Source organism: Henriciella mobilis (assembly GCF_003576285.1).
Classification (GTDB): Bacteria; Pseudomonadota; Alphaproteobacteria; order Caulobacterales; family Hyphomonadaceae; genus Henriciella; species Henriciella mobilis.
On sequence record NZ_QWFX01000005.1, the window covers coordinates 417,191 to 442,653 of the forward strand.

The following is a 25,463-nucleotide window of genomic DNA, read 5'->3' on the forward strand; positions in this document are numbered from 1 at the left end:
CCTCGGACACCCCCTTCGGTAGATTGGCAAAGGCGCATAGAATGACTCAGGAACTCAAGCCCAGGATCGTCGTATTCGGTGTTGGTGGAGCCGGCGGAAACGCCGTCGACAACATGATCGACGCCAACCTGCAGGGCGTGGAGTTTGTCGTCGCCAATACTGACGCGCAGGCCCTTGAACGTTCGAAGACCGAAAGCCGTATCCAGCTTGGCCTTGAGACCACATCCGGTCTCGGCGCGGGTGCGCGGCCTGAGGTCGGCGCTGCGGCGGCCGAAGAATCCATCGAAGACATCAATGAATACCTTGAAGGCGCCCACATGGTCTTCATCGCTGCTGGCCTTGGCGGCGGAACGGGGACGGGTGCTGCGCCGATCATTGCAAAGGCGGCCCACGACAAGGGTATCCTGACTGTCGGTGTCGTCACCAAGCCGTTCAGCTTCGAAGGCGCGCGCCGCATGAAGATTGCTGAAGGCGGCCTTGAGCGCATGAAGGCGTCGGTCGACACGATGATTGTCGTCCCGAACCAGAACCTTTTCCGCGTCGCCAATGAGCGCACGACCTTCGCCGAAGCCTTCCGCATGGCCGATGACGTGCTCTATTCCGGCGTGCGCGGCATTACCGACCTGATGGTGATGCCGGGCCTGATCAATCTCGACTTTGCAGACGTCCGCACGATCATGAAGGGCATGGGCTCTGCCATGATGGGCATGGGCGAGGGCGAGGGCGAAGGCCGCGCGCTTGAAGCTGCCCGCGCCGCGATCGACAACCCGCTGCTCGACGATGTGTCGATGACGGGCGCCAAGGGCGTGCTGATCAATATCACCGGCGGCTACGACATGACCCTGTTCGAGCTGGACGAAGCGGCCAATGAAATCCGCCGTGAAGTCGACCCGGACGCCAATATCATTCTCGGCTCCACCTTCGATCCCGAGCTTGAGGGACGCCTGCGCGTCTCGGTTGTCGCGGCCGGTATCGACAGTGCCATCGGCATGGGCATCGTGGAAACGCCCGCGCAGACGGTCGAGGCCGTTGCCGAAAAGCGCGATGAACCGGCGCCCGCCGCTGAAGAACGCCCCAAGGTCGTCGTTCACGACCAGCAGCAGGAAGACATGTTCGAAACTGATCCGCGCCCGGACTTCCGTGGCCGTCCGCTGCCGGCCGCCCACATGGAAGGCACAGAAGGGGGCGACCAGGTTTCCGCCGATCAGGTCTTCAACCGCCCGCAACCCCAGCCGCAGCCCGCGCAGAAGTCCAAGCGGGGCGAGGATGATGGCGGCGCAGGCTTTGCCAACCTCTTCGGCTGGCGCAAAGGCACCGCCCAGGGTGACAATGACCAGGAGGATGTCGATTTCGACGAGAAAATCGTCTCCTCGCCGGAAGACCATCCCGATGCCGCACCGTTCGACGATGCGGACCTCGAAATCCCGGCCTTCCTGAGGCGGTCGGCAAACCACTGACAGCAGTCGGTTTTGTAACAGGATTATCCATTTGAAAACAGGGTTTTGGCGTATGCCGGGGCCCTGTTTGTCATATTGCGAAACATTCCTTGTTTTGAACCAGGGGCGAGACTCCTTTTCTTAGCAGTGTCAGGAAATAAGGGCGTCCCTCATGAGTAGCGTTCAGGTGCAGCAGACCGTCAGTTGTCCCGTGGTTTGCGCCGGTGTCGGCGTGCATTCGGGCGCACGCGCGCGCATGGTGATGAAACCGGCACCTGTCGGGACGGGCATTCGCTTCCGCCGTACGGACATCAAGGACCGGGACAATCTGCTGATGGCGCGCGGCGACCATGTCAGCGAGGTCCAGCTCGGAACAACGCTGCAGAATGCAGACGGCGTGACGGTCGCCACGGTCGAGCATCTGCTCGCCGCCTGCGCCGGTATCGGTGTCGACAATCTCCTGATCGAGATCGACGGCCCTGAAGTGCCGATCATGGATGGCTCCTCGGCTGTCTATTGTGAGCTGCTGCTCTCGGCAGGCCTGCGCCAGCAGGGCGCGCTGCGCCGCCGGATCCGCATCCTTGACGAAGTGGAAGTGGGAGACGGGGTGAAAACCGCCCGCCTGAAGCCTTCGGCGGACAACTATCTCGCCATCCACGCCAAGATCGAATTCGAGAGCCGGGCCATCGGTACGCAGCAGATGTCACTGCGGCTGCTACCGGGCATGTTCGCCCGCGATATCGCTTTCGCGCGCACCTTCGGCTTTGCCCATGAGGTGGAGTTCCTGAAGTCCAAGGGGCTGGCCCGCGGCGGCTCGCTCGACAATGCGGTGGTTCTCGATGGCGACACGGTCGTCAATCCGGAAGGCCTTCGCGCCAGCGACGAGTTTGTGCGCCACAAGATCCTCGATGCCGTTGGCGACCTTATGCTCGCTGGCGCCCCGATTGCCGGTATTTACGAGGCCCGCCAGCCGGGGCATGCGCTGAACAACAAGCTAGTCCGTGCCTTGCTGGATACGCCGTCGGCCTGGTGCTGGGAAACCGATGAAGTCGCTGCGGACATGGAGCCGGTCAGCCTCGCAGCCCGCCAGTAGCGCGCACGGCGCCGTATAGGCTTCGCATCAGCGCAACGCCTTCAAATCCTGAAATCGGTCAGCTCTTCTCGCGGCCTGCCTGCGCCGCATGGCCATTTGTCAGCTGGGTTGCCAGCATGGCCTCACCGGCCCCTTCGCCATCCGAATCGGCCAGCGTCCGGATCATCGTCGCGATGGCGGCACGCACTTTCTCGTCCTTGATCCGGGCGAGGTTGCGTACGCATTCGATCGCCAGCCGCGAGGAGGAGACCATTTCGTCCTCGATATCGTCCTTGCCAGTCTCGCCCAGGCCGTCAAAAAACCAGGCTGGAGCGACTTCCAGCTTTTCCGCCAGCAGGTAGAGGCGGCCGGCGCTGACGCGATTGGCGCCTGTCTCGTATTTCTGGATCTGCTGGTAGGAAACGCCCAGCGCATCGCCGAGCTGGTCCTGTGTCTGGCCAGTCAGAATGCGGCGGCGCCGGATGCGCTCGCCGACAATCGTGTCAATTTCCGATGCGGTAAACCCGCCCGATTCCTCGTCATCCATTGCTCGCCTCGCCTTTCTGGCCGGGCGCCTGTAGATCCCGGAATCGGCGTGTTGTGTGTCAATTAAACTAGATGATCGCTGCTTAAAAACAAGCAAGGTAGCAGGAAGTTCCTGTATCGTGCCCTTTACATCGCGGCCCTGAAAGTCAAAGTGCAGGCGCAATCTCCAGCAGCCGGAAGAAGTAGATTGATGGTGCTTTCCTCTCGAACCTGTCTTTTCCTCGTATGTGGCGCGCTCCTGGTCACCTCGTGCAGCTCAAATCGGCGGGCACGCGACCTTGCCTATGTCGAGCGGCCGGTGGAGGCGCTCTACAATGCGGCTGCCGATGAAATGGATGCGCGCGACTATGTCAGCGCGATCGAGCTGTTCAACGAGGTCGAGCGCCAGCACCCCTATTCGGAATGGGCCCGCCGCTCGACGCTGATGTCGGCCTATGCCTCCTACCGCTCGCGGCGTTATGACGATGCCGTCTCCACGGCGCAGCGCTACCTGGCGCTCAACCCGGCCGGGCAGGGCGCGCCCTATGCGCACTACCTGATCGCGCTGAGCTACTTCCAGCAGATTGTCGACGTCGGCCGCGACCAGAAGACAACCGAACTGGCCCGCGATGCGCTGACCGACGTGGTCCGCCGTTATCCGGGCAGTGACTATGCCCGCGATGCGCAGGTCAAGATCGACATGGTCCGCGACCAGCTGGCCGGCAAGGACATGGAAATCGGCCGCTGGTACCTGCGCCGCAACCAGCACCTGGCGGCGGTGAACCGGTTCAAGACCGTGGTCGACGAGTATGAGACCACCAGCCACGCGCCCGAAGCGCTTTACCGGCTGATCGAGTGCTACATCTCGCTGGGCGTGATGGACCAGGCTGTCGCCGCTGCATCGGTGCTCGGATACAACTATCCCGACAGCGAGTGGTATGAGGACGGCTACAGGCTGCTCGACCGGCAGGGCCTGCTGGACGTCGCGCCGCCCAGGGTCAGCGCCTCGGTCGAATAAGGTCGCGAAGAACAGACTTGTTCCGGTTTTGTTCTAGTGTTATGAGGGCGCATGATCATTGCGCTCTCCATTCGTTCATTCCTGCTGATCGAGCGGCTCGATATCGAGGCCGCTGGCGGCTTCACCGCCCTCACTGGCGAGACCGGTGCAGGCAAGTCCATCATTCTTGACGCGCTGGGCCTCGCCCTCGGCGCGGCAGGAAACCGGAAATTCGTCCGCAAGGATGCCGACCAGGCCAGTATCCTCGTCGAGTTCTGCCTGCCGCCCGACCATGAGGCCTGGGCGCTGTTGTCCGAGCGCGGTGTCGAGGCCTCGCCCTTCGAGACGCTGACCTTGAAACGGGTCATCCCGGCGGACGGTCCGGCGCGGGCCTTCGTCAATGACCAGCCGGTCAATGCCGGCCTGCTCGGCGAGCTTGGCGAGAGCCTGGTCGAAATCCACGGACAGCACTCGGCATCCGGCCTGATGAAAACGGCCCGGCATGGCGACCTGCTCGACACCTATGCCGGCAATGAAACGCTGCTGCAGGCCTGCCGCGAGAGCTGGAAGGCCTACCAGGCGGCGCGGTCGGCGCGCGAACGCATCGAGACAGACCTGAAAGAGGCCGAGGCCCGCCACGCCTGGCTGGCCGAGACACTGGAGACGCTCGAGGCGCTCGCGCCCGAGGCCGGCGAGGTCGAGGCGCTGGTGTCCGAGCGGTCGATCCTGATGCAGTCGGAAAAGATCGCCGCGGCAGCCGGCGAGGCGGTCGAGGCGTTCGATGGCAGCGATGTCGAAGCTGCGCTTGCGCGCGCCAGCCGGGCGAGTGAGCGGATCCTGTCCTTTGAAGGCCTCGCCGAAAGCGATGGCGCACTGGCGCGGGCCGCCCGCAGCGCTGCCGACGCGCTTGAGCGCGCCCTCATCGAGGCCGGCGAAGCGCGCGCCGCGCTGGATGCGCTGAGCGTTGAGGCCGAGCACGATCCGGACCGGCTCGAGAAGGCCGACCAGCGGCTGCATGCCCTGAAAGGCGCGGCCCGCAAGTTCGGTGTCGAGCCGGATGGCCTGCCGGCGCTGCTCGATGATGTCGCGGCCAAGATCGCGCTCAGCGACGCTCCGCAGGGCGCTATCGACAAGGCCCGCTCGGAAGAGAAGGCGGCCGCAGCGCGCTGGCGCACGGCCGCCGACCGGCTCAGCGAGGCGCGCCGGACAGCGGCGGGCCGGCTGGAATCGGCCATCGAGGACGAACTCAAGCCGCTGAAGCTGGAGCGCACGCGCGTCCAGGTCCGGTTCGACCCGGTGGGCGAAGATGCCTCGGGCCTCAACGGACGCGAAAAGGTCGAGTTCGAGGTCGAGACCAACCCCGGCGCCGGCTTCGGCCCGTTGCGGCAGATCGCATCCGGCGGCGAACTCGCCCGCTTCTCGCTGGCCTTGCAATGCGCCCTCGCCGAGACGACGAACGTCCCGGTCATGGTGTTCGACGAAGCCGACCAGGGCGTCGGCGGGGCGGTGGCCGCGGCGATTGGCGAGCGGCTGTCGCGGCTGGCGGGCAACCGCCAGGTCTTCGCGATCACGCACAGTCCACAGGTTGCCGCAGCCGCGTCCGGCCAATGGCTCGTCTCCAAGACAGGTGCGGCCGCGAACGGGCTTGGCGAGACCTTGCTGAAAGGGCTAGATCAGCATGAACGGCATGAGGAAATCGCCCGCATGCTGTCTGGTGCAACCGTGACAGAAGAGGCAAGGGCCGCAGCGACGAGGCTCTTGGAAGATGTATGAACCAGCCCGTTCCCGTCGAGGCGCTCAGCGAGAAAGAGGCCCGGCAGGAACTGGCAAGGCTGGCCATGGAAATCAGGCTGGCGGATGCGGCCTATTACAAGCAGGACGACCCGCACCTCACGGACGCCGAATATGATGCGATGCGGGCCCGCAACAGCGCCATTGAGGCGGCCTTCCCGCATCTCAAGCGCAAGGACAGCCCGAGCGACCGGGTCGGCGTGGAGGTGTCGGAGGCGTTTAGCAAGGTCGCCCATGGCGTGCCCATGCTCTCGCTCGACAATGCGTTCTCGGACGAGGATGTCGTCGAATTCGCCGCTCGCATCCGCCGCTATCTCGGGCTTGATGACGGTGAACGCCTGACCATCACGGCTGAGCCGAAGATAGATGGCCTGTCGCTCAGCCTGACCTACCGGGATGGTGAATTTGTCCGGGCGGCGACCCGCGGCGATGGCCAGGTCGGCGAGGATGTCACGGCAAACGCCCGCACGATTGGCGACATTCCCCGGACCCTTGCCGGCAAGGACTGGCCCGCGACCATCGAGATCCGGGGCGAGGTTTACATGACCGGCGAGGCCTTCAACGCCCTCAACGCATCCCAGGAGGAGGCCGGAAAGAAGGTCTTCGCCAATCCCCGCAACGCGGCCGCCGGCAGCCTGCGCCAGCTCGACGTGTCCATTACGCGCTCGCGGCCGCTGCGCTTCTTCGCTTATGCCTGGGGCGAGATTTCCGAACCCTTCGCCGATACCCAGACCGAAGCGGTCGAGAAGCTTGGGCGCTGGGGCTTTGTCACCAATGACCTCTTCAAGCCGCATGACAGCGTCGATGAGCTGCTGGAGGCCTATCGCGACATGGCCGAACGGCGCGCCCTGCTCGGCTATGACATTGACGGGGTGGTCTACAAGGTCGACCGGCTCGACTGGCAGGAACGTCTCGGCTTTGTCAGCCGCTTCCCGCGCTGGGCGATTGCGCACAAATTCCCGGCCGAGCGGGCGGTCACCAAGCTCGAAGCCATCGAAATCCAGGTCGGGCGCACCGGCACGCTGACGCCGGTTGCCCGCCTCAAGCCGGTCACGGTTGGCGGCGTGGTGGTGTCCAATGCCACGCTGCACAATGAGGATGAGATTGCGCGCCTTGATGTCCGGCCCGGCGACATGGTCGAAATCCAGCGGGCCGGTGATGTCATCCCGCAGGTGCTCGGCGTCGTCGATCCCGATGAAAAACGCGCCCCGCCTTTCGAGATGCCGCATGTCTGCCCGGAATGCGGATCGGCGGCGGTTCGAGAGGTCGATGACAAGGGCGAGGAAGATGTCCGCCGGCGTTGTACGGGCGGCCTGACCTGCCCGGCCCAGGCCGTCGAACGGCTGAAGCATTTCGTCTCCCGCAAGGCGCTCGACATTGATGGCCTTGGCGCCAAGCAGGTCGAGCTGTTCCACAGCCAGGGCGTTGTGCGCGGCCCGCAGGACATTTTCCGTCTGGCCGACCGGATTTCGGATGCCGGCCTGCCGCCGCTGGCCGAATGGGAAGGGTTTGGCGAAACCTCGGCCAACAATCTCTTCGCCGCCATCGATGCGCGCCGCAATCCGCCCTTCCAGCGCTTCCTCAACGGGCTCGGCATCCGCCATGTCGGGGAAACGACGTCCGGCCTGTTCGCGCGCAGCTATCTCAAATGGGACGTCTTCTGGGAGACGGTGCAGAAGGCCTCGGAGGGCGACGAGGCGGCGGAGGCCGACCTCATGTCCATCGACGGTGTCGGCCAGACGGCCGTCAACAGCCTCAAGGATTTCGCTGGCGAGCCGCACAATCAGGAGATGCTGGCGGCCCTGCTCGATGAGGTTGAGGTGCAGGATGCCGAGGCGGCAGCCAGCGACAGCCCGGTCGCCGGAAAGACCATCGTCTTCACCGGCACGCTGGAGAAGATGACCCGTGACGAGGCCAAATCCCGTGCGACCGCGCTCGGCGCGAAAGTGTCAGGCTCGGTGTCGAAGAAGACCGATATTGTCGTGGCCGGCCCGGGCGCAGGCTCGAAGCTCAAGAAGGCCGAAGAGCTCGGCATCCAGGTGATGAGCGAGGATGACTGGCTGGAGCTGGCCGGGCTCTAGCGCGACGCCGCGATCAAAGCGGCGCGCACTGGGCCTCAAGCCAGTCGGCCACCTCGCCTTCAACAAGCGGTCCGATCTTCTCAAGCACTTCGGCATGATAGGCGTCGACCCAGGCCCGTTCGTCCGTAGACAGAATATCCAGATCGATCAGCCCGCGTGCGAGCGGCGCCCAGGTGAGGTTCCTGAAGCCCAGCATCTTGCGCTCCCCGCCCGGAATGTTCGTGGGCGGCGTAACATATTGCAGGTTCTCGATGCGAATGCCGTACTGGCCTTCGCGATAGAAGCCGGGCTCGTTCGACACGATCATGCCGGGGCGCAGGGCGATGCTGTTCCAGGCCTTGGCGATGCGCTGCGGGCCCTCATGCACGCCGAGATAGACCCCGACGCCATGGCCCGTGCCATGGTCATAATCGAGGCCGGCCTGCCAGAGCGGGTAGCGCGCCAGGCTGTCGAGATGGGTGCCGGTCGTGCCTTCCGGAAACCGCACCGTGGCAAGGGCGATATGACCCTGCAGGACAAGCGTGTAATGCCGCTTCATGTCTGCCGACGGCGTGCCGATGGGGACCGTGCGGGTCACGTCGGTCGTGCCGTCGAGATACTGCCCGCCACTGTCGACCAGATAGAGCGTGCCGCGGTCCAGCTTCAGGTTTGAGGCTGAGGAGACCCGGTAATGCGGCAGCGCGCCATGCGGGCCGGCGCCGGAAATCGTCTCGAAGGAGAGGTCGTTGAGGCCGCCGAGATCCTCACGGAAGCTTTCGAGCTTCAGCGCCGCATCGATCTCCGTCACCTCGCCGGACTGGGCTTCGGTGTCGAGCCAGTGCAGGAAGCGCGTCAGGGCGGCGCCGTCGCGGATATGGGCCGCTTCGGTGCCCTTGATCTCCGTCTCGTTCTTGCAGGCCTTGGGCAGCAGGACCGGGTCCGGCTGGCGGATGATTTCCGCGCCGGCCGCTTCCAGCTTGCCGAAGAACCAGGCCGAGGCAAGGGCCGGGTCGAGGCTCACCGATTGTTTGCCAAGCTCTGCGAGCGCCGGCTCCAGCTCTTCCATCGGTCGCAGGCGGACCTGATTGCCGAGATGCGTGCGCAGGGCGTCGGAGGTCTTGCGCGGATCGATGAAGAGATCGGCGGTTCCGTCCGATTTCAGGATGGCGCGTGACAGCGGCAGCGGCGAGCAGGCAACGTCACCGCCGCGAATGTTGAACGCCCAGGCGATGGAGGCAGGCGAGGTGATGACAGCGGCGTCGGCGCCATCCTCGCGGAGCGCTGCGGCGATCTTCGCGCGCTTGTCGGTGGCATCCTGACCGGCATGCTCGACACTGTGCGGCACGGTTTTCGCCATCGGCTCGGGCGGGCGGTCGTCCCAGGCCTGGTCGATGGGATTGTCGTCGACGGCCTTGAGCGCCGCGCCGGCCTTCTTTGCCGCGCCCTCCAGCGTGGCGAGGTCGTTCGGCGTCATCAGGCGCGGATCGTAGCCGAGCGTCTTGCCTTTCAGCGACTGCTTCTCCAGCCAGCCGAACGGGCCGGGCTCGGGCAGGCCGTGCACCTCGATCAGGTCGGGGTCGGTCTGGTCGCGCACCTGCAGGGTGTAGCGGCCATCGGCGAAGATCGCGGCCATGTCCTGGAAGACCATCGCTGCGCCCGCCGAGCCGGTGAAGCCGGTCGCCCAGGCCAGCCGGTCATTGCAGGCGGGCAGGTACTCGTTCTGGTATTCGTCTTCATGCGGGATGTAGAAGCCGTCGAGGCCCTGGGCCTTCATGGCGTCGCGAAGGCGGGGGAGGTTGTTGCGGCCAAGCTGCGGGCCGCCCTTCACATCGAAATTCTGTCTCATACCGCCATACCTAGTGCGAAAGCGGCATCAGCGGAAGGCGGGCCGTCAGCGCATCCGTTCGAAAACGAGGCTCGACCAGCCATCCTTGCGCACGCGGTGGATGAGGCCGAGGCCGCGGCTGGCATAGGCTTCGCGGACCAGCGGCTCCTGATGGCTCAGCAGGCCGGACAGGATGACATGCCCGCCCGGGGCGGTGAGCCCGGCAATAGTAGGTGCGAGACCGACCAGCGGGCGGAACAGGATGTTCGCAAAGACGAGGTCGTACGGACCGTCGCCGCGGATCGTCGTGTTCATGCCGCCACCGGTCTCGAAGGTGTGGAAGGCGTTGGCGACATGGTTCTTGGCCGCGTTCTCATTGGCGACGCGCACGCTGTCGGCGTCGATCTCCGTGCCCCAGGCGCGCTTTGCCCCGGCCTTGATCGCAGCTATGGCGAGCACGCCCGAGCCGGTGCCGACATCCAGCACCTTTTGCGGGCGGGCGCGCTTCAGCACCTCTTCGAAGCCGAGCAGGCAGCCGAGCGTCGTGCCGTGATGGCCTGTGCCGAAGGCGGGGCCGGCCTCGATCAGGATCGGCGTCTTGCCGGGTGCGGACTTCGCCAGCGCATGGCTGCCTGCGACGATGAAGCGCCCGGCCTCGACCGGCGGCAGGCCTTCCAGCGACAGGGTGACCCAGTCACGGTCCTCCAGCGCCTCGACCACCGGATTGAGCGAAGGCGAGGTCTCCAGGATCATCGCCTTGCACGCGTCGGCCTCCTCGGCGGTTTCGGCATAGGCATCGAGGCGCCAGGCGTGGCGGCCGTCTTCCTTGGCGTCGACGGCGCCGGCCGGTGACGGGTCGGCCCAGGCAAGCGCGTCCCAGGCAGGTTCGATGGCCTCGCGCGGGCCCTTGGCGGTGATCTGGTACATGGGGAAAGGCCCATAGCAGAGCGCTTCAAAGCCGGATAGGGTCAGCCGCATCGAGAGGCGAAAGGATGTCGGTGATGGGTATTCGGATCAATCAGGCGGCCGCGGCAGCGGCCCTTCTCATGGCGGCCTGCGGGGCGGCGCCCGACGGCGTCACGCAGGATGCCGCATCGCCGGAATGGGTGCCGATCCCGGCGGAGAACCTGCTCCTGATCGACACCGAGAAAGGCCCCGTCACTGTCGAGCTCAATCCGGCTTTTGCGCCGGAGCACGCCGCGCGCATGCGGGCCCTGTCGGCGTCGGGCACGATGGACGGGCAGCGCTTCTACCGCGTCATCGAGAGTTTCGTCGCCCAGGGCGGCCTCAAGGACGAGGCGGCCATAGAGGACTGGGCCACGCTCGAGAACGAAAATGACCGGCCCTATGGCGGTGAGCGTTTCGTGCCGCTGGGCAATGAGGACCTGTTCGCACCGGAGGTTGGCCATATCGACGGCTTCCCGGTCGGCCGGAACGCCGATCTCGAACAGGAGTGGCTGCTGCATTGCCCGGGGGCGATGGCGATGGCGCGCGATACCGATCCGGATTCAGGCTCGACCGAGTTCTACATCGTCCTCGACGCGCAGCGCTATCTCGACCGCAACCTCACCATTTTCGGCCGCGTCATCGACGGGATGGAGCATGTCCAGGCGCTGAAGCGCGGCGAGCGCGCCATCGAGAACGGTGTCATCCAGCCGCCCGAGAAGGGCGACCTGATCGAGCGGTTCCGCGTCGCCTCGGACCTTCCGGAAGACGAACGCCCGGCCTGGGAGAAGATGGACACTCGGAGCGATGCGTTCGAGGCCTTCAAGACCTCGCTGCGCGTGCGCGACAATGAGTTCTTCTACCGCAAGCCGCCGGAAGTACTCGACATCTGCAGCTTTACAGCCCCGGTCCGGCCGGCTGGATCGGATTAGCAGATATCAGGGATTGGCCTCGAACAGGGCGAGCGTTCGCTCCAGGGCCAGCCTGTCGCTTTCGGCGTCATAGTCATCCGAGCCTTCACGCGCGAAGCCGTGTCCGGCCTCGTAGAAATAGGTTGGCACGTCTGGGTTGGCGGCGGCGAAGGCTTCACCGTCGGCAACCGGGATGTGCGGGTCGAGCTTGCCGAAATGGGCGATGACGGGACAATGCGGCGTCTGATCCTTCGTCCCGGCGAGCAGGGACCCGTAATAGGCTGAAGCCGCCTTGAAGCCCGGAATGTTGCAGGCCGCCAGCCAGGACATGGATCCGCCATAGCAGAAGCCCGTCACGTAGACCGATCCTTCCGGTTCGAGCGCCTCGAAGCAGGCCTTGATATCCATCATCGCATTTTCGAGGCCATTCTGCCGGGCAAGGCCGCCGGCTTTCTGAATGCTCTCGGGTGAGTGATCGTCGAGTGAAAAACCCGGGTCGAGCCGGTCGTACATGGACGGGGCGATAACGTGATAGCCATGGCGGGCAAACCGGTCTGCGGCTCGCTTCATGTCGTCATTCACCCCGAAGATTTCCTGCACCATGACAAGCCCGCCCTTGTGCGGGCCGCTGGGGTGAACGTCATAGGCGGCAAACTCGAAGCCGTCCGCCGCTTTCAAATGCATCATTTTTCCATTGAACATGCCTCTTCCTCCCTCCGGCTTGCCGAAAGGAGATAGGGGCTGGCCGGTCCAATCGGAACGGGATGACAAAAAATAGCGAAGGAGGGCCGGGGCCTAGTTGCTCCAGGCCTGGTAGTAGGAATAGCCATCGCGCCGGGCGGTGTAGGTGCTTTCCTTGCGCTCCCCGTCATCGGTCCAGATGATCCGGTTTTCGCCATAGGCCGGCGCATCGCCGTGCGGACCGGCATAGCGGTCGCGCTGGTCTTGCCAGGACTGGTGAGCATACCGCCCGTCATGATAGCGGCTCTCATGGTAATAGCCGTCACCATGGCGCTCCTGATGGTGCATGTCGCCATGCATCTCCCGGTGATGCTCATGATGGTCGTGCTGGTGGCCGCCATCGTGATGACGATAGGCCGGGCTGTAGCCGCAGCTGGGCGGCGCCATGCGGGTATAGGTCCGCGTATAGGTGCGCACGACGACGGGCTCGGTTGTGTAGCTGCGCGAATATGAGGCCGGTGCGCAGCAGCAGCCGCAGCTGGACGACACAGTATAGGCTGGTTCCACCTCGCGGCGGATGCGCACGACGTGCACCTCCTTGTCGGGATGGTGGACCCGGGCTTCATGCGGGGACAGTGGCGCCGGGCCGGGATTGGGCGGCGGGGCATTGCGATACCCATCCGCGAAGGCTGGCAGCGCCGCGGCGGCCAGCAGGCCGGCGCCTGTCAGGATAAGTTTGCGCATGACGTATTCCTCTCGTCCCGGAGATTCCAAAGGCTAACCAGTCGTTAACACGAAAGCCTGAGGCCGGGCAGTCACTTCGCCTCCTGAACGAAATTTTGGCGCACTTGCCCCTATGCGCCTTCTCTCAAAACCGTTTAAGACACGCCGTATGAGTACGTCTTTGAACATCGCGATTGCCGGGGTTGCCGGACGAATGGGCCAGCAGATTGCGCGCACGGCGCTGGCGGCAGGTCATCGCATCAGCGGAGCGAGCGAAGCGCCGGGCTCGCCGAACCTTGGCAAGGATATCGGCGCGATCCTCGACACATCGCAAATGGGCGTGCTGGCGGTGGAAGACCCCGCCGAAGCCTCGAAAGGCGCCGATGTCTGGATCGACTTTACCGCGCCGAAGGCCACGCTCGCCGCGCTGGCCGTCCTGAAAGGCCAGGGCGTGAAAGCCGCTGTGATCGGCACGACCGGGTTTGATGGCGGCCAGGAAGCCGAGATCGCTGAGACCGGCGAAGAGATGCCGATCGTGAAGGCCGGCAATTTCTCGCTCGGCGTGAACCTGCTCTGCGAGCTGACCCGGCGCGCGGCTGAAAGCCTCGGCGAGGACTGGGACATCGAAATCCTCGAGACGCATCACCGCCGCAAGGTGGATGCCCCGTCGGGAACGGCACTGATGCTCGGCGATGCTGCCGCCGCCGGCCGGGGCGCGGACCTCAGGACCCTTCGGCGCCCGCCCTATGACGGGCCGGATGCGAAGCGTGAACCCGGCGCGATCGGCTTTGCCGTGCGCCGTTCCGGCGGCGTCATTGGCGAGCATGAGGTCACCTTCGGCTCGGACATGGAAGTGGTCAGCCTTGCCCATACCGCGCTCGACCGGGCCGTCTTTGCGAACGGGGCGCTCGCTGCCGCGCGCTGGGCGGTGCGCCAGCCAGCCGGATTGTACGCCATGCGGGACGTTCTCGGCTTCTGAGCACGGCGCGCGGAGCCCTGACGCAAGGGCAGAGATTGCTATTCCCGAAGGGAAGGGGCCTACCGGACTGGTACAAGCCAATAGGACGAGTTGTTTCGGGAGGTTTCCATGGCAGAGGCATACATTATTGACGCGGTGCGCACGCCGCGTGGCATTGGCAAGGTCGGCAAGGGTTCGCTCGCCCACCTTCACCCGCAGCATCTCAGCGCGACGGTGCTGGGCGCGATCCGCGACCGCAACAAGGTCGACACCGCCACGATTGACGACGTGATCTGGGGCACCAGCTCGCAGCGCGGCGCACAGGGTGCCGACATGGGCCGCATGGCCGCACTCGATGCCGGTTTCGATGTGAAGGCGTCCGGCGTGACGCTGGACCGCTTCTGCGGATCGGGCATCACCTCGGTTGCGCTCGGCGCTGCCCAGATCATGTCCGGCATGGAAGACTGCATCATCTCCGGTGGCTGCGAGATGATGAGCTACACCTCTTCGACCGCCGACCCGAAAAACCCGCCGATGATGGATGCCGGCAACCTGCACCTGCGCGAAATGCACCCGCAGTCGCAGCAGGGCTGCTGTGCCGACGCCATCGCAACGCTGGAAGGCATCGACCGGGAAGCGGTCGACCGTCTGGCCGTCGTCTCGCAGGAGCGGGCGAAGAAGGCGATGGATGAAGGCCGTTTCGACAAGTCCGTCATCCCGGTCTACAACCGCGACGGATCGCTCGCCCTCGACAAGGACGAGTTCCCGCGCCCGGGCACCACGATGGAAAGCCTGGCTGGCCTCAAGACTGTCTTCAACATGTTCTGGGACGTGCCGGTCGACGACAAGGGCACGACCTATGGCAACATGATCGAGAAGAAGTACCCGCAGCTGAAGGGCAACATCCAGCACGTCCACCATGCCGGTAACTCCTCCGGTGTTGTCGATGGCGCCGCGGCCATTCTCCTGACGTCCGAAGGCTACATGAAGAAGCACGGCCTGAAGCCGCGCGCCCGGATCGTGGCCACCGCCAATATGGGCGACGACCCGACGCTGATGCTCAATGCGCCGGTTCCGGCGGCGAAGAAGGTGCTCGAGAAAGCCGGCATGACGACCGACGATATCGACGTCTACGAGATCAACGAGGCTTTCTCCGTCGTCGCAGAGAAGTTCATCCGCGACCTCGGCCTCAACCGTGACAAGGTCAACATCAATGGCGGCGCCATGGCACTCGGCCACCCGATCGGCGCGACGGGCTCGATCCTGATTGGCACCGCCCTCGACGAGCTTGAGCGCTCCGGTGGCAAGTACGGCCTCGTCACCATGTGTGCGGCGGGCGGCATGGCCCCGGCCATCATCATCGAGCGCCTCGACGCCTAAACGGCTTCGCGGTCCTCAGGCGGACTTGAAATGTGACGCGGCACGACCTTGGCCTGTGCCGCGTCATCCGTTTTGCAGGAGCTGGTCCTTGAGCCCGGACATGAGCGCCAGCAGGCTCGCGCGGGTGACCAGCAGGTCGGCGGCGGCCGCGCGGTGCGCGATCGCGGCGCGGCTATACTCATCCTCGGCATCGAGAAGGTCGGTCAGCGTCCGCAGGCCGAGATCATGCTCGCGCCGGGCGCCTTCGGCAGCAATCGCTGCGGCCTCCTCGGCGGCGATTGCGGCCTCCAGCGACTGTTCGGCAGCGATGATCCTGAACCAGACGGCCTGGACACTTTCATTCAGTTCCATCTGCCGGTCCCGCAGCGTGGCATCGGCGATGCGCCGCCCGGCACTGGCCTGGTCGATGGCGGCAGGCTTCACGCCGTTGGTGAACAGCGGGACCTCGACCGTGACAAAGGCGCCGATGTCGGAGATCGGGTCCTCGAAGAAGAAGTAGACATCCTCACCGGCCGACGCCCGCGCTCTCAGCGAAACTTTCGGGCCGAACTCGCCGCGCACTTGCGACTCGCGCGAGCGGGCGGCAGAGAGTGCTGCGCGCGCGGCGGCGAGGCCGGTATTGTTCTGCTGGGCAATCGAAAGGCTGCTCGCCCGCGTTTCCGGCAGGTCGAGACTGATAGCCTCGATGTCGAGCGGCGTTGCATCAGGCTGGCCCGTCAAGCGCTCGAAGCGCAGCTTCGCGGCTTCGTACTGGGCCTCTTCGCCCGCGAGCCGGGCGCGCGCGGAGGCAAGGCGTGAGGCGGCCAGCGCGGTATCGGTCCGGGTGGCAAGGCCCTCTTCGGCATTGGCGCGGGTTTCTTCCTCGCGAAGGCGCAGGGTTTCGACCTCTGCCTTGCGGACCGCTACGGCCTCTGCCGAGAGCCACAGATTGGCATAGGCCTGAACGGTCTGCAGCGTGATGGACTCCTCGGTGCCCAGCTTCATCTGGCGCGCGGAGTCGAGCCCGAACCGGGCGGCGGACTCCGCCGAGGCGAGGCTGCCGGATGCATAGAGCGGCAGTTCTGCCTGCAGGGCGACCTGACGGGGATACTGGTTGACGCTGCCTGTCGTGAAATCGGTGGCCGATGCGCCAAGCTGTGCCTGAGCGCCGACGGTGACGCCGCGCTGGCCTTTTGCCTGCGCAAGGCCCGCCTGCGCCGCATCGAGGCCGGCTTCTGCGGTCTCGATACCGGGCGACACGGTCAGCGCCTGGCGCACGGCGTCCGGCAGGCTGACAGGATCGGCTGCGGCGGGCAGGGCGAGGACTGAAACGGCCGTCAGGAAGGCGGTCGGTCTCCAGCTCATTTGAACGCGTTTCCCGGCCGCACGCCAAGCAGCTTGAAAATCATCGCTGCCGGGCAGAATCCGGTGAAGGCGGCCTGCAGCATGTTGAGGCCGGCAAAGGCACTCAGCAGGTAGAACCAGGGCGTCACCCAGTAGCCAAGGGCGAGACCAGCCAGCACGACGAGGCCGGCAAAAGCGAGAACAGCACGATCGAGGTTCATTTTCAGGGTCCTTTCAAGGCTCAGCTTGTTGAGGTTTGTGATGCGATACGGGTGCTCTTCACCCAGTTGACGAGATCCTTCGCCGGCATGGCGCCCGCGCGCTGATCGGCGATCTTGCCCTTGTCGAAGGCGAAAAGGGCCGGAATGCCGCGAATGTTCAGCCGCGCCGAGGATTGCGGATTGGCGTCCGAATTCAGTTTCAGGAAACGGACCGTTCCGCCGAAATGCTGCGCGGCGTCGGCATAGGCCGGCGCCATCATCCGGCACGGGCCGCACCACGGCGCCCAGACGTCGAGAATGAACCCGCCCTCGTCCTTGGCCAGCATGCGGGCCAGCACCTTGTCATCGACATCGACGGGCTTGCTGGACGCCAGGGCCGTGCTGCAGGTGCCGCACTTTCCCTTTGACAGGTTCGCCCCGGCGGGCACGCGGTTCACCGCGCCGCAGGAGGCACAGACAATATGCTGGCGGTCTGAGGTCATTCGGATTCAACCCCTTTCAGCTTGTGGGTCTTGAGCAGGCTGAGGGCCACGTTCTCGTAGAAGGTCTCGGACTGCCCGGTGCGCAGCTTGTGCAGGAAGTATTTCTCGAAACCGGCTTTCGCGAGGTGGACCCAGCCGCCCGAGGCCGACCAGTTGACATTGCGCGGCGGGATCTGCGGCTGGGCAATGAAGGCGACGCCGCCATCGCCGAAGTCTGCCAGGCAGACGGCATTCCAGGTCGCGCGGTGGGTCGGTTTTTCGCCCTCGATCAGCTGCTTGATGTTGCGGGCTGTCGCCTCGACCATGGATTCGATCATGAAGCCGGTTTTCGGCACGCCGACAGGCACGGGTGTCTTGCCGACAGGCGGGATGGCGATGCACACGCCGATCCCGAAAATCTCCGGCCAGGTCGGGTTCTGCTGGTGCTCATCGGTGATGATGAAGCCGCGCGGATTCGACAGGCCCTCAACGTCGCGCACGGCCGGTACGCCGCGGAAGGGCGGCATCAGCATCGTGTAGTTCGACGCGATTTCGTGGGTCTGCTTGACCGAACCGTCCTCGTTCAGCTCCTCGGCGACCACCTTGTCAGCCTCCACGCGAACGATGCGGGCATTCGTGATCCACTTGATGTGGCGGTCGCGCATCTCGCTTTCGAGCAGGCTCTTGGTGTCGCCCACGCCGTCGAGGCCGAGATGGCCGATATAGGGTTCCGGCGTGATGAACGTCATCGGAACACGGTCGCGGATCTTCCGCTTGCGCAGCTCGGTCTCGATGATCATGGCCGTTTCATAGGCGGGGCCGAAACAGGAGGCGCCCTGTGTGGCGCCGATCACGACGGGGCCCGGATTGTCGCAGAAGGTCTCGAAATTGCTGGCGCCTTTGACGGCGTGGTCGATATGGCAGACGGACTGCGTGTGTCCCTGCGGCCCAAGGCCTTCGATCTCGTCGAAGGCGAGTTCGGGGCCGGTTGCGATAATGAGATAGTCGTAATCGACTTTTGAGCCGTCCGGCATGTGGACGCATTTGCCGGCAGGATCGACCTTTTCGGCCCGGCCAACGATCAGCTCGATCCCCTTTTTCTTCATGGGTTTCGCCAGATCGAGCGTAATGTCCTTGCGGTCGCGCCAGCCAACCAGCACCCAAGGGTTCGATGGCTGGAACTGGTAGTAGTCGGTCTCACTGATGATGGCGACCTGGTGTTTCTTGCCCAGCGTCTTGCGCGTTTCGAACGCGGCAATCATGCCGCCGAGGCCTGCACCGAGAATGACAATCTTAGACATGGTTCTCTCCTCCCACGCCGAAAAATAGTGTATTTTAGAACTTTAGCAACTACGCAATATACCTTATATGCAGCCCTGAGACGATTTGATAGACGAACCGCCTGATGCGCCTGCAAGGCAAGTCGGCGAAGAAACGGAGAATGAGATGAGCGACAAATATGACCTCGCACCGGAACGTGTTTTCGAAGACCTGAAGGCCGGCAAAGTCCTGCTTGTCGATGTGCGCGAGCCATCGGAGTTTGCGAATGAGCGCATTCACGGCGCCCTGCTGCATCCGCTCTCGACCTTCGAGCCAAAAGCCATCCCGACCGATGGCAGCCGCCAGGTCATTTTCCAGTGCGGATCGGGCAAGCGCTCACGCATGGCGCTTGAGCAATACCTGCAAGCCACGGACGCGGACGCCGCCCACCTCGCAGGCGGGATCGGCGCGTGGAAAACCGCTGGCCTGCCATGCATCCGGCTGGACCCGTCGACGGGCCAGATCATCGATAGCGGGAAGTACTGAAATGATGATACGCGCGCTTACCCTCGGCCTTGCGGCCTGTATTGCCGCCCTGTCGGCCGCTGCCCAGACGATCACGATCGACGATACGGTCATCACCGATTACCGGCCGGTCGTCGCCCGCATCGAGGCGACCGACTCGGCAGAAGCCCGCTCGCGCCTGCAGGGGGTTGTGACCAGCCTGCGGATCGATGAAGGCCAGGAAGTGAAGGCTGGCGATGTCATCGCTGTCGTGACCGACGAAACGATCGCCCCGCAGATTTCCGCACTGAGTTCGCGCATTGAGGGCCTGTCGGCCCAGATCCAGCAGCAGACCGAAGACCTCGCGCGGGCCGAGAAATTGCTGGCAGACGGTTTCTATCCGAAAGCGCGCTATGAGCGCGAGCAGACAGCGCTCAACGTCCTGAAATCCAATCTGAAAGCGGCTGAAGACGAACGCCGCAGCGTGTCGGCGCGCCGCTCCGAAGGCGACATTCGCGCCCCGGCCGACGGGCGGGTGACCGATGTCCTCATCGTAGAGGGCAGCGTGGTTTCGCCGGGACAGACGATCGCCCGGCTGGTCACGCTCGAAGGGCTTGTGCGCCTCTCCCTGCCGGAGCGCCACCTGGCCTTTATCGGCGAAGGCAAGGAGTTGCCCTTGCGCCTGCCGGCCCGCAGCGGCGCGGCCCAGTCGGCGCAGATCGTGAAAGTCTATCCGGCGCTGCGTGATGGGGCCGTGATTGCGGACGCTGTTGTCGAAGGCGGCCTGAACGCACTCGTCGGTGAGCGGGCCGACGTGCTTGTTCCGGTTGGCGAACGCACGGCGATCGTCATCCCGGCGGAATTCGTCACCACCCGCTACGGCATCGATTTCGTGAAGGTGAGCGTCGGCGACCGTTTCGTCGAAGCGCCGGTCGTGCTGGCCGAACCGCTTGTCACGACCGGTGAGTTCGAGGTCCTGTCCGGGCTCAAACGCGGTGATGTCATCATGCTGCCGGAGGCGGAAAACTCATGAAACCCGACATTTCCGGGTCGATCACGCGCGCCACAATCGGGTCGCCGTTGACGCCGCTCGTTTTGCTTGCCGCGCTGGCCGTCGGCCTCGTTGCCCTGCTGACCATTCCGCGTGAGGAAGAGCCACAGATTTCCGTGCCCATGGTCGACATCATGGTGCAGGCGCCAGGCCTGAAGGCGACCGATGTCGTCGAACAGGTGACCGAGCCGCTCGAGGAAATCGTCAAGGCGATTCCGGATGTCGAGCATGTCTATAGCCAGAGCCGCGACGATGGCACCATGGTCACGGCCCGGTTCGTCGTCGGCACCGACGCCGATGATGCTGTCCTGCGGATCCATGAGAAGATCCGCGCGAATATCGACCGCATTCCGCCCGAAGTCCCGATGCCACAGGTTGTCGGGCGCGGGATCGATGATGTGGCGATTGTCACGCTGACCCTGTCGCCGGAGCCGTGGACGGGCGATGTCTGGAACGACACCAGCCTGCGCATGCTGGCTGACGAGCTGCTCAAGGAACTGGTCAAGATCGAGGATGTCGGCCTGACCAGCGTGATTGGAGGGCGGCCGATGGAGCTCAGGGTCGAGCCTGATATTGCCGCGCTTTCCTCCTATGGCATTCCGTTGCAGTCGCTGGTCGAGACCGTCGGCCAGGCCGTTCAGGCGCGTCCGGCCGGCATGGCCCGGGGCGAGGGCGACTCGATCATTGTGCAGGCCGGCGACCGCGTCGACGGGATCGGCACGATCCAGCGCCTGCAGCTGCGCGCGCCGGATGGGCGGACGGTCTATGTGTCGGATGTCGCAACTGTGCGCGTTACCGGCGTCGAGACCGAAGCGCGCGCCTGGACGCTGGAGCGGCGCGAAGGCGCGAACGGCTTCGAAGCGCTGCCGGCGGTGACGCTGTCGCTGGCCAAACGGCCGGGCGCCAATGCCGTTGTCGTTGCCGACCAGATCCTCGAACGGCTTGAGCTTCTGGAACGCGAGATGCTGCCGGAAGGCGTGCACATTGCGGTCACCCGGAACTATGGCGAGACGGCCAATCACAAGGCCAACGAACTCCTCTTCCACCTGGGGCTTGCGACCGTGTCCATCGTGGTGCTGATCGCTTTTGCGATTGGCTGGCGCGAGGCGCTGGTGACGCTGATCGTCATCCCGACAACAATCCTGCTGACGCTTTTTGCGTCGCTGATGATGGGCTACACGATCAACCGCGTCAGCCTGTTCGCTCTGATCTTTTCCATCGGCATCCTGGTCGACGATGCGATCGTCATCATTGAGAACATCGCCCGGCACTGGGCGATGGGGGACGGGCGTTCGCGCGTGAAGGCGGCGGTCGATGCCGTCTCCGAGGTCGGCAACCCGACCATCGTGGCGACGCTGACCGTGATCGCGGCCCTCTTGCCGATGATGTTCGTTTCCGGCCTGATGGGGCCCTACATGGCGCCGATCCCGGCCAATGCGTCCGCAGCCATGCTGTTTTCCTTCTTTGTCGCGGTCGGCATTGCGCCATGGCTGATCATGAAGATCGCCGGCAAGGCGCCCGCAGCTGAACACGCCGAACATGGTGAAACCCGGCTTGGCCGCTTCTACCGGACCGTCGCCGGCCCGATCGTCGAAAGCCGTCGCAATGCCTGGATCTTCCTCGCAGTTGTCGGTGTGGCGACGATTGCATCGCTCGGCCTGTTCGCGACGACGGCGGTGACGGTCAAGCTGCTGCCCTTCGACAACAAGTCGGAGATCCAGCTGGTCCTTGACCTGCCAGAGGGCGCCGCGCTGGAGGACACCGAACGCAGCCTGTTCGCGCTCGCCGACGCCATGAAGGATGTCGAAGAGGTCGAGTCGATCCAGGCCTATGCCGGCACCGCCGCGCCGTTCAATTTCAACGGCCTGGTGCGCCACTATTTCCTGCGCAAGTCGCCGGAACTGGGTGACCTGCAGGTGAACCTCCTGGAGAAGGGCGAGCGCAAGCGCTCCAGCCATGAAATCGCGCTCGACCTGCGTGAGCGGATCAAGGCGATTCCGCTTCCGGACGGCGCGAGCGCGAAGGTGGTCGAAGTCCCGCCGGGCCCGCCCGTCCTGTCGACGCTGCTTGCGGAGATCTACGGCCCGGATGCCGAGACGCGCCGGCGTACGGCCGATGTGGTGGAGCAGCTTTTCCGCGAAACGCCGTTCATCGTCGATGTGGATAATTCCTTCGGTGGCCACCAGCCGCGCCTCGTCCTGTCGGTCGACAAGGTCGTGGCCAATGACCAGGGCGTGGCCGAGCAGGATGTGCTCGACACGGTCGGGCTGGTCTATTCGGGACGCACTGTCGGTGTCGCCCCGCGCGGCGGCGGACGTGATCCGCTGCCGGTGACGATCCGCTTGCCGAAGTCCGAGCGTGTCTGGTCTGAAACCACCGCGACGATCCCGGTCGCCCGGCGGTTCGCGCCTGCCGGAAGCATGCCGGCGGAAATGGGCACCCTGATCACGACATCCATGGATGCCGGCTCGACCAATGTGTTCCGCCGGGACGGCTATTTCGCCGACATGGTCATGGGCGAACTGGCCGGCCGGTTCGAAGCGCCGATCTACGGCATGATGGAAGTCCAGGACAGGATCGCGGCCTATGACTGGGCCGGGGCCGGTCTCGAGCAACCCGCTGTTCGCCTCTATGGCCAGCCGGAAGACGAGACGGCGCCGTCCGTGCTCTGGGATGGCGAATGGGAGATCACCTATGTGACCTTCCGGGATATGGGGCTCGCCTTCGGTGTGGCGCTGATCGGGATCTACATCCTGGTGGTCGCCCAGTTCGGGACCTTCCGCACACCGCTCCTGATCCTGACGCCGGTTCCGCTGACGCTGATCGGTATCATGATCGGGCACTGGATCTTCGGGGCCGCCTTCACGGCCACCTCCATGATCGGCTTCATTGCGCTGGCCGGGATCATCGTGCGCAACTCCATCCTGTTGGTCGACTTCGTCAAACACCGCCAGGATGAGACCACGCCGTTGAAGGACGTCCTGCTTGATGCCGGGGCCATCCGCTTCAAGCCGATCCTGCTGACGGCGCTGGCCGCGATGATCGGTGCAGCGGTGATCCTGAGCGACCCGATCTTCCAGGGCCTCGCGATCTCGCTACTGTTCGGGCTTGCTTCTTCAACCGCGCTGACTGTGCTTGTTATACCGGCGATCTATGTCGCCCTCAGAGGGCCGGATTGGTTGCCCGCACCTGAAGCGGAAACCGACACCGGTTCGCATCCAGCCACGGAAGCTTCGCCTGTATGAGCCAGCCAGCCAATCATCCTGCGTCGCCGGACGCCTTCGACGTCCTGTCGTCGCAGATCGAGGAAGCCTGCGGGACGCTGCGGGCCATGGCCAATGAGACGCGCCTGAAGATTCTCTGCTCGCTGGCAGCCGGTGAAATGCCGGTCAACCAGCTCGCCGAGGCGGTCGGCCAGTCCCTGTCTGCTGTGTCCCAGCACCTTGCCAAGCTGCGGGCGGAGGGGCTGGTTGAAACCCGCCGCGATGCCCAGACGATCTACTATCGCGCGACAGGCGGGGTCGGCATGGCCGTGATTGAAACACTGTGCCGCTATTTCGGCGACGAGGCGGCAAAGTCCGCCTGACGGGGCAGGGCTCCCTCCCCGACAAGACGATCAAGACAGCCGTGGCCGCTTACCAGTAGGCGACGTAGATCCCGGCGAGGATCAGCACGATCAGCACGGCGGCGATGTTGAAGCCGGTCCGTGTGTGGAACTCGATGCCGCCGAGGTCGACCGGTTGTTCGGGTTTCGGCGCTATGGTCATCAGCGACACGATGGCGCCGATGACGAGGCAGGTCAGGAATACGATCCAGATCCGCAGGACGAAGGGCAGCTCCGGCAGCGCAATCGAGGCGATGACGCTGAGCACGACCGATGAGATCAGCAGGGCGAAGGCGCCCGCCTCGTTGGCGCGCTTCCAGAAGAAGCCCAGCAGGAAGACCGCGACAACGCCCGGCGCGATGAAGCCGGTATATTCCTGGATGGTCTGGAAGGCGCTTTCCATACCTCCGAGGAAGGGCTTTGCCAGGATAAGCGCGATCACCATGGCGGTCAGCGCCGTCAGCCGGCCGACCAGCACATAGTGGCCTTCCGTGCGCTCCTTGGCGATGTAGTCGCGATAGATGTCCATGGTGAAGATCGTCGAGATCGAGTTCATCATCGAGGCAAGCGAGGAGACGATCGCGGCAATCAGCGCTGCGAAGACGAGGCCGCGCAGGCCGCCGGGCACGAGGGTCATGAGCACGCCATAGGTGCTGTCGGGCCGGGCCGACAGTTCGGCCATGTCGAGCTGGCCATTCTGGGCCAGCCACAAGGCGGCAATGCCCGGGATCACGACGATGACCGGGATGAGCAGCTTCAGGAAGGCGGCGAAGGCAAGCCCCTTCTGGGCTTCCGGCAAGCTCTCTGCGCCGAGCGCACGCTGGATGATGTACTGGTTGAAGCCCCAATAGGAGAAGTGCAGCACCCAGAGCCCGCCCAGCAGGGTCCAGATGCCCGGCAGGTCGCCATAGTTGGGATGGTCCGGCTTGAGGATCATGTTGAAGTGGCCGGGGATCTCGCCCATCAGCGTGGCGAGACCGGCCATGGCGCCGTCTTCACCGCCAACGAGGCCGAGTGAAATCCAGAGGATCGCAAAGCCGCCAAGGATCAGGATGACGACCTGGATGATGTCGGTCATCGCGACGGCTTTCAGCCCGCCATAAAGCGAGTATAGAACGGCAAATGCGGCAAGGCCGAGCATCGCCGGCAGGACCGCCCAGCCGGTAACAGCCGAGATGGCCAGCCCGCCCAGCCACAGGATCGAGGTCAGGTTCACCGCCGTGTAGAGGATGATCCAGAATACCGCCATGATCGATTTGACCTCCGGCCCGAAGCGGGTCTCGAGGAATTGCGGCATGGTGAAGATCTTCCGCTCCAGGAAGATTGGCAGGAAGAATTTGGCGACGATCAGCAGGACGATGGCCGCCTGCCACTCATAGGCGGCAATGGCGAGGCCGACGACGAAGCCCTGTCCGGACTGTCCGATGATCTGCTCGGCGGAAATATTGGCCGCGATCAGCGAGGCGCCGATGGCCCACCAGGGCAGCGCCTTGCCGGCAAGGAAATAGTCTTCGGTGTCTTTCTGGTGGCCCGCAGGCTCACGCGATACCAGGATTGCGATCGCGAACAGCGCGATTGCGTAAACCCCGACAATGACAAGGTCGATCGTCTCTAGTGCCATACTGTGTGCCTCCCCGCACAAAGCGATATGTGCCGGTCAGCGTTTCTTGTTGTCTGGCTGGCCGGTGCGAGAAAAACCCTTCGGGCCTTATCCCGCCCGGCGTCAATAGCGACG

General features: G+C 64.5%; 22 protein-coding genes. 12 read left to right on the forward strand and 10 right to left on the reverse strand.

Features of this window, described 5'->3' with window-relative positions; translation table 11 throughout:
• Positions 1-41: 41 nt before the first annotated feature.
• Both ftsZ and lpxC read left to right on the forward strand, forming a co-directional pair.
• Complete coding sequence (ftsZ, locus tag D1223_RS02025) at positions 42-1,457, forward strand: cell division protein FtsZ (RefSeq protein WP_119374734.1); 1,416 nt, start codon at positions 42-44, stop codon at positions 1,455-1,457.
• A 151-nt stretch (positions 1,458-1,608) separates the two neighbouring features.
• Positions 1,609-2,529 (forward strand): UDP-3-O-acyl-N-acetylglucosamine deacetylase, encoded by a 921-nt coding sequence (lpxC, locus tag D1223_RS02030; RefSeq protein WP_119374735.1) that lies wholly within the window; start codon positions 1,609-1,611, stop codon positions 2,527-2,529.
• A gap of 58 nt (positions 2,530-2,587) precedes the next feature.
• On the opposite strand, the gene D1223_RS02035 is transcribed toward lpxC, so the two are convergent.
• The gene (locus tag D1223_RS02035; RefSeq protein WP_119374736.1) at positions 2,588-3,055 is read right to left on the reverse strand and encodes a helix-turn-helix domain-containing protein; all 468 of its coding nucleotides are present in this window, start codon (positions 3,053-3,055) and stop codon (positions 2,588-2,590) included.
• Positions 3,056-3,244: 189 nt separating this feature from the next.
• Here D1223_RS02035 and D1223_RS02040 point away from each other — a divergent pair, with 189 nt between their 5' ends.
• Genes D1223_RS02040 through ligA form a run of 3 tightly spaced genes read left to right on the forward strand, consistent with a single transcriptional unit; the run spans position 3,245 to position 7,902 of the window.
• Positions 3,245-4,051, forward strand: coding sequence for an outer membrane protein assembly factor BamD (locus D1223_RS02040; RefSeq protein ID WP_119374737.1), 807 nt, complete (start codon positions 3,245-3,247; stop codon positions 4,049-4,051).
• Positions 4,052-4,102: 51 nt separating this feature from the next.
• Positions 4,103-5,803 carry a DNA repair protein RecN gene (locus D1223_RS02045; RefSeq protein ID WP_119374738.1) on the forward strand — a complete coding sequence of 567 codons (1,701 nt, stop codon included), beginning with the start codon at positions 4,103-4,105 and terminating at the stop codon, positions 5,801-5,803.
• On the forward strand, positions 5,800-7,902 hold the full coding sequence (gene ligA / locus D1223_RS02050) for an NAD-dependent DNA ligase LigA (RefSeq protein ID WP_119374739.1): 2,103 nt from the start codon (positions 5,800-5,802) through the stop codon (positions 7,900-7,902). Before D1223_RS02045 ends, ligA begins: the two co-directional genes overlap by 4 nt.
• A 13-nt stretch (positions 7,903-7,915) precedes the next feature.
• Here the strand turns inward: ligA and D1223_RS02055 are convergent, their stop codons facing one another.
• Positions 7,916-9,727: an aminopeptidase P family protein gene (locus D1223_RS02055; RefSeq protein ID WP_119374740.1), complete on the reverse strand. Its 1,812-nt coding sequence runs from the start codon at positions 9,725-9,727 to the stop codon at positions 7,916-7,918.
• 45 nt (positions 9,728-9,772) lie between these two features.
• Positions 9,773-10,633, reverse strand: a complete 861-nt coding sequence (locus D1223_RS02060; RefSeq protein WP_119375248.1) for a 50S ribosomal protein L11 methyltransferase — start codon at positions 10,631-10,633, stop codon at positions 9,773-9,775.
• Positions 10,634-10,707: 74 nt separating this feature from the next.
• Here D1223_RS02060 and D1223_RS02065 point away from each other — a divergent pair, with 74 nt between their 5' ends.
• Entirely contained in the window at positions 10,708-11,583 is an 876-nt protein-coding gene (locus D1223_RS02065) for a peptidylprolyl isomerase (protein WP_233353004.1), read from the forward strand.
• 6 nt (positions 11,584-11,589) lie between these two features.
• Here the strand turns inward: D1223_RS02065 and D1223_RS02070 are convergent, their stop codons facing one another.
• On the reverse strand, positions 11,590-12,264 hold the full coding sequence (locus D1223_RS02070) for a dienelactone hydrolase family protein (protein WP_119374741.1): 675 nt from the start codon (positions 12,262-12,264) through the stop codon (positions 11,590-11,592).
• A gap of 93 nt (positions 12,265-12,357) precedes the next feature.
• On the reverse strand, positions 12,358-12,987 hold the full coding sequence (locus D1223_RS02075; RefSeq protein ID WP_119374742.1) for a hypothetical protein: 630 nt from the start codon (positions 12,985-12,987) through the stop codon (positions 12,358-12,360).
• Between the two features lie 148 nt (positions 12,988-13,135).
• Here D1223_RS02075 and dapB point away from each other — a divergent pair, with 148 nt between their 5' ends.
• Both dapB and D1223_RS02085 read left to right on the forward strand, forming a co-directional pair.
• Positions 13,136-13,945: a 4-hydroxy-tetrahydrodipicolinate reductase gene (gene dapB, locus D1223_RS02080; protein ID WP_119374743.1), complete on the forward strand. Its 810-nt coding sequence runs from the start codon at positions 13,136-13,138 to the stop codon at positions 13,943-13,945.
• 108 nt (positions 13,946-14,053) lie between these two features.
• Positions 14,054-15,304 (forward strand): acetyl-CoA C-acetyltransferase, encoded by a 1,251-nt coding sequence (locus tag D1223_RS02085; protein WP_119374744.1) that lies wholly within the window; start codon positions 14,054-14,056, stop codon positions 15,302-15,304.
• 63 nt (positions 15,305-15,367) lie between these two features.
• Here the strand turns inward: D1223_RS02085 and D1223_RS02090 are convergent, their stop codons facing one another.
• Genes D1223_RS02090 through D1223_RS02105 form a run of 4 tightly spaced genes read right to left on the reverse strand, consistent with a single transcriptional unit; the run spans position 15,368 to position 18,610 of the window.
• A complete protein-coding gene (locus D1223_RS02090; RefSeq protein WP_119374745.1) occupies positions 15,368-16,648 on the reverse strand; it encodes a TolC family protein in 1,281 nt (426 codons plus the stop codon).
• Complete coding sequence (locus D1223_RS02095) at positions 16,645-16,848, reverse strand: YgaP family membrane protein (RefSeq protein WP_119374746.1); 204 nt, start codon at positions 16,846-16,848, stop codon at positions 16,645-16,647. Before D1223_RS02095 ends, D1223_RS02090 begins: the two co-directional genes overlap by 4 nt.
• A 20-nt stretch (positions 16,849-16,868) precedes the next feature.
• The gene (gene trxC / locus D1223_RS02100) at positions 16,869-17,330 is read right to left on the reverse strand and encodes a thioredoxin TrxC (protein WP_119374747.1); all 462 of its coding nucleotides are present in this window, start codon (positions 17,328-17,330) and stop codon (positions 16,869-16,871) included.
• Positions 17,327-18,610, reverse strand: a complete 1,284-nt coding sequence (locus D1223_RS02105; protein WP_119374748.1) for an NAD(P)/FAD-dependent oxidoreductase — start codon at positions 18,608-18,610, stop codon at positions 17,327-17,329. The genes trxC and D1223_RS02105 overlap by 4 nt, the downstream gene beginning before the upstream one ends.
• A 145-nt stretch (positions 18,611-18,755) precedes the next feature.
• Here D1223_RS02105 and D1223_RS02110 point away from each other — a divergent pair, with 145 nt between their 5' ends.
• From D1223_RS02110 to D1223_RS02125, 4 genes are read left to right on the forward strand one after another with little or no spacing between them, the layout of a single operon-like run.
• On the forward strand, positions 18,756-19,115 hold the full coding sequence (locus D1223_RS02110; protein ID WP_119375250.1) for a rhodanese-like domain-containing protein: 360 nt from the start codon (positions 18,756-18,758) through the stop codon (positions 19,113-19,115).
• A 1-nt stretch (position 19,116) separates the two neighbouring features.
• Positions 19,117-20,106: an efflux RND transporter periplasmic adaptor subunit gene (locus D1223_RS02115; protein WP_119374749.1), complete on the forward strand. Its 990-nt coding sequence runs from the start codon at positions 19,117-19,119 to the stop codon at positions 20,104-20,106.
• On the forward strand, positions 20,103-23,369 hold the full coding sequence (locus tag D1223_RS02120) for an efflux RND transporter permease subunit (protein WP_119374750.1): 3,267 nt from the start codon (positions 20,103-20,105) through the stop codon (positions 23,367-23,369). Before D1223_RS02115 ends, D1223_RS02120 begins: the two co-directional genes overlap by 4 nt.
• Positions 23,366-23,710, forward strand: coding sequence for an ArsR/SmtB family transcription factor (locus D1223_RS02125; RefSeq protein WP_119374751.1), 345 nt, complete (start codon positions 23,366-23,368; stop codon positions 23,708-23,710). The genes D1223_RS02120 and D1223_RS02125 overlap by 4 nt, the downstream gene beginning before the upstream one ends.
• Before the next feature lie 49 nt (positions 23,711-23,759).
• Here D1223_RS02125 and D1223_RS02130 read toward each other — a convergent pair whose 3' ends face one another.
• Positions 23,760-25,349 carry a sodium/sugar symporter gene (locus D1223_RS02130; RefSeq protein WP_119374752.1) on the reverse strand — a complete coding sequence of 530 codons (1,590 nt, stop codon included), beginning with the start codon at positions 25,347-25,349 and terminating at the stop codon, positions 23,760-23,762.
• Between the last annotated feature and the right edge of the window lie 114 nt (positions 25,350-25,463).

Bases quoted from the DNA above. Each gene is read 5' to 3' on its own strand.
- ligA (WP_119374739.1), top strand. From the start codon at position 5,800: ATGAACCAGCCCGTTCCCGTCGAGGCGCTCAGCGAGAAAGAGGCCCGG.
- ftsZ (WP_119374734.1), top strand. From the start codon at position 42: ATGACTCAGGAACTCAAGCCCAGGATCGTCGTATTCGGTGTTGGTGGA.
- lpxC (WP_119374735.1), top strand. From the start codon at position 1,609: ATGAGTAGCGTTCAGGTGCAGCAGACCGTCAGTTGTCCCGTGGTTTGC.
- D1223_RS02070 (WP_119374741.1), bottom strand. From the start codon at position 12,264: ATGTTCAATGGAAAAATGATGCATTTGAAAGCGGCGGACGGCTTCGAG.
- D1223_RS02085 (WP_119374744.1), top strand. From the start codon at position 14,054: ATGGCAGAGGCATACATTATTGACGCGGTGCGCACGCCGCGTGGCATT.
- D1223_RS02060 (WP_119375248.1), bottom strand. From the start codon at position 10,633: ATGTACCAGATCACCGCCAAGGGCCCGCGCGAGGCCATCGAACCTGCC.
- D1223_RS02035 (WP_119374736.1), bottom strand. From the start codon at position 3,055: ATGGATGACGAGGAATCGGGCGGGTTTACCGCATCGGAAATTGACACG.
- D1223_RS02090 (WP_119374745.1), bottom strand. From the start codon at position 16,648: ATGAGCTGGAGACCGACCGCCTTCCTGACGGCCGTTTCAGTCCTCGCC.
- D1223_RS02120 (WP_119374750.1), top strand. From the start codon at position 20,103: ATGAAACCCGACATTTCCGGGTCGATCACGCGCGCCACAATCGGGTCG.
- D1223_RS02110 (WP_119375250.1), top strand. From the start codon at position 18,756: ATGAGCGACAAATATGACCTCGCACCGGAACGTGTTTTCGAAGACCTG.
- trxC (WP_119374747.1), bottom strand. From the start codon at position 17,330: ATGACCTCAGACCGCCAGCATATTGTCTGTGCCTCCTGCGGCGCGGTG.
- D1223_RS02045 (WP_119374738.1), top strand. From the start codon at position 4,103: ATGATCATTGCGCTCTCCATTCGTTCATTCCTGCTGATCGAGCGGCTC.
- D1223_RS02105 (WP_119374748.1), bottom strand. From the start codon at position 18,610: ATGTCTAAGATTGTCATTCTCGGTGCAGGCCTCGGCGGCATGATTGCC.
- D1223_RS02095 (WP_119374746.1), bottom strand. From the start codon at position 16,848: ATGAACCTCGATCGTGCTGTTCTCGCTTTTGCCGGCCTCGTCGTGCTG.
- D1223_RS02075 (WP_119374742.1), bottom strand. From the start codon at position 12,987: ATGCGCAAACTTATCCTGACAGGCGCCGGCCTGCTGGCCGCCGCGGCG.
- D1223_RS02055 (WP_119374740.1), bottom strand. From the start codon at position 9,727: ATGAGACAGAATTTCGATGTGAAGGGCGGCCCGCAGCTTGGCCGCAAC.
- D1223_RS02130 (WP_119374752.1), bottom strand. From the start codon at position 25,349: ATGGCACTAGAGACGATCGACCTTGTCATTGTCGGGGTTTACGCAATC.
- D1223_RS02065 (WP_233353004.1), top strand. From the start codon at position 10,708: ATGGGTATTCGGATCAATCAGGCGGCCGCGGCAGCGGCCCTTCTCATG.
- D1223_RS02115 (WP_119374749.1), top strand. From the start codon at position 19,117: ATGATGATACGCGCGCTTACCCTCGGCCTTGCGGCCTGTATTGCCGCC.
- D1223_RS02040 (WP_119374737.1), top strand. From the start codon at position 3,245: ATGGTGCTTTCCTCTCGAACCTGTCTTTTCCTCGTATGTGGCGCGCTC.
- dapB (WP_119374743.1), top strand. From the start codon at position 13,136: ATGAGTACGTCTTTGAACATCGCGATTGCCGGGGTTGCCGGACGAATG.
- D1223_RS02125 (WP_119374751.1), top strand. From the start codon at position 23,366: ATGAGCCAGCCAGCCAATCATCCTGCGTCGCCGGACGCCTTCGACGTC.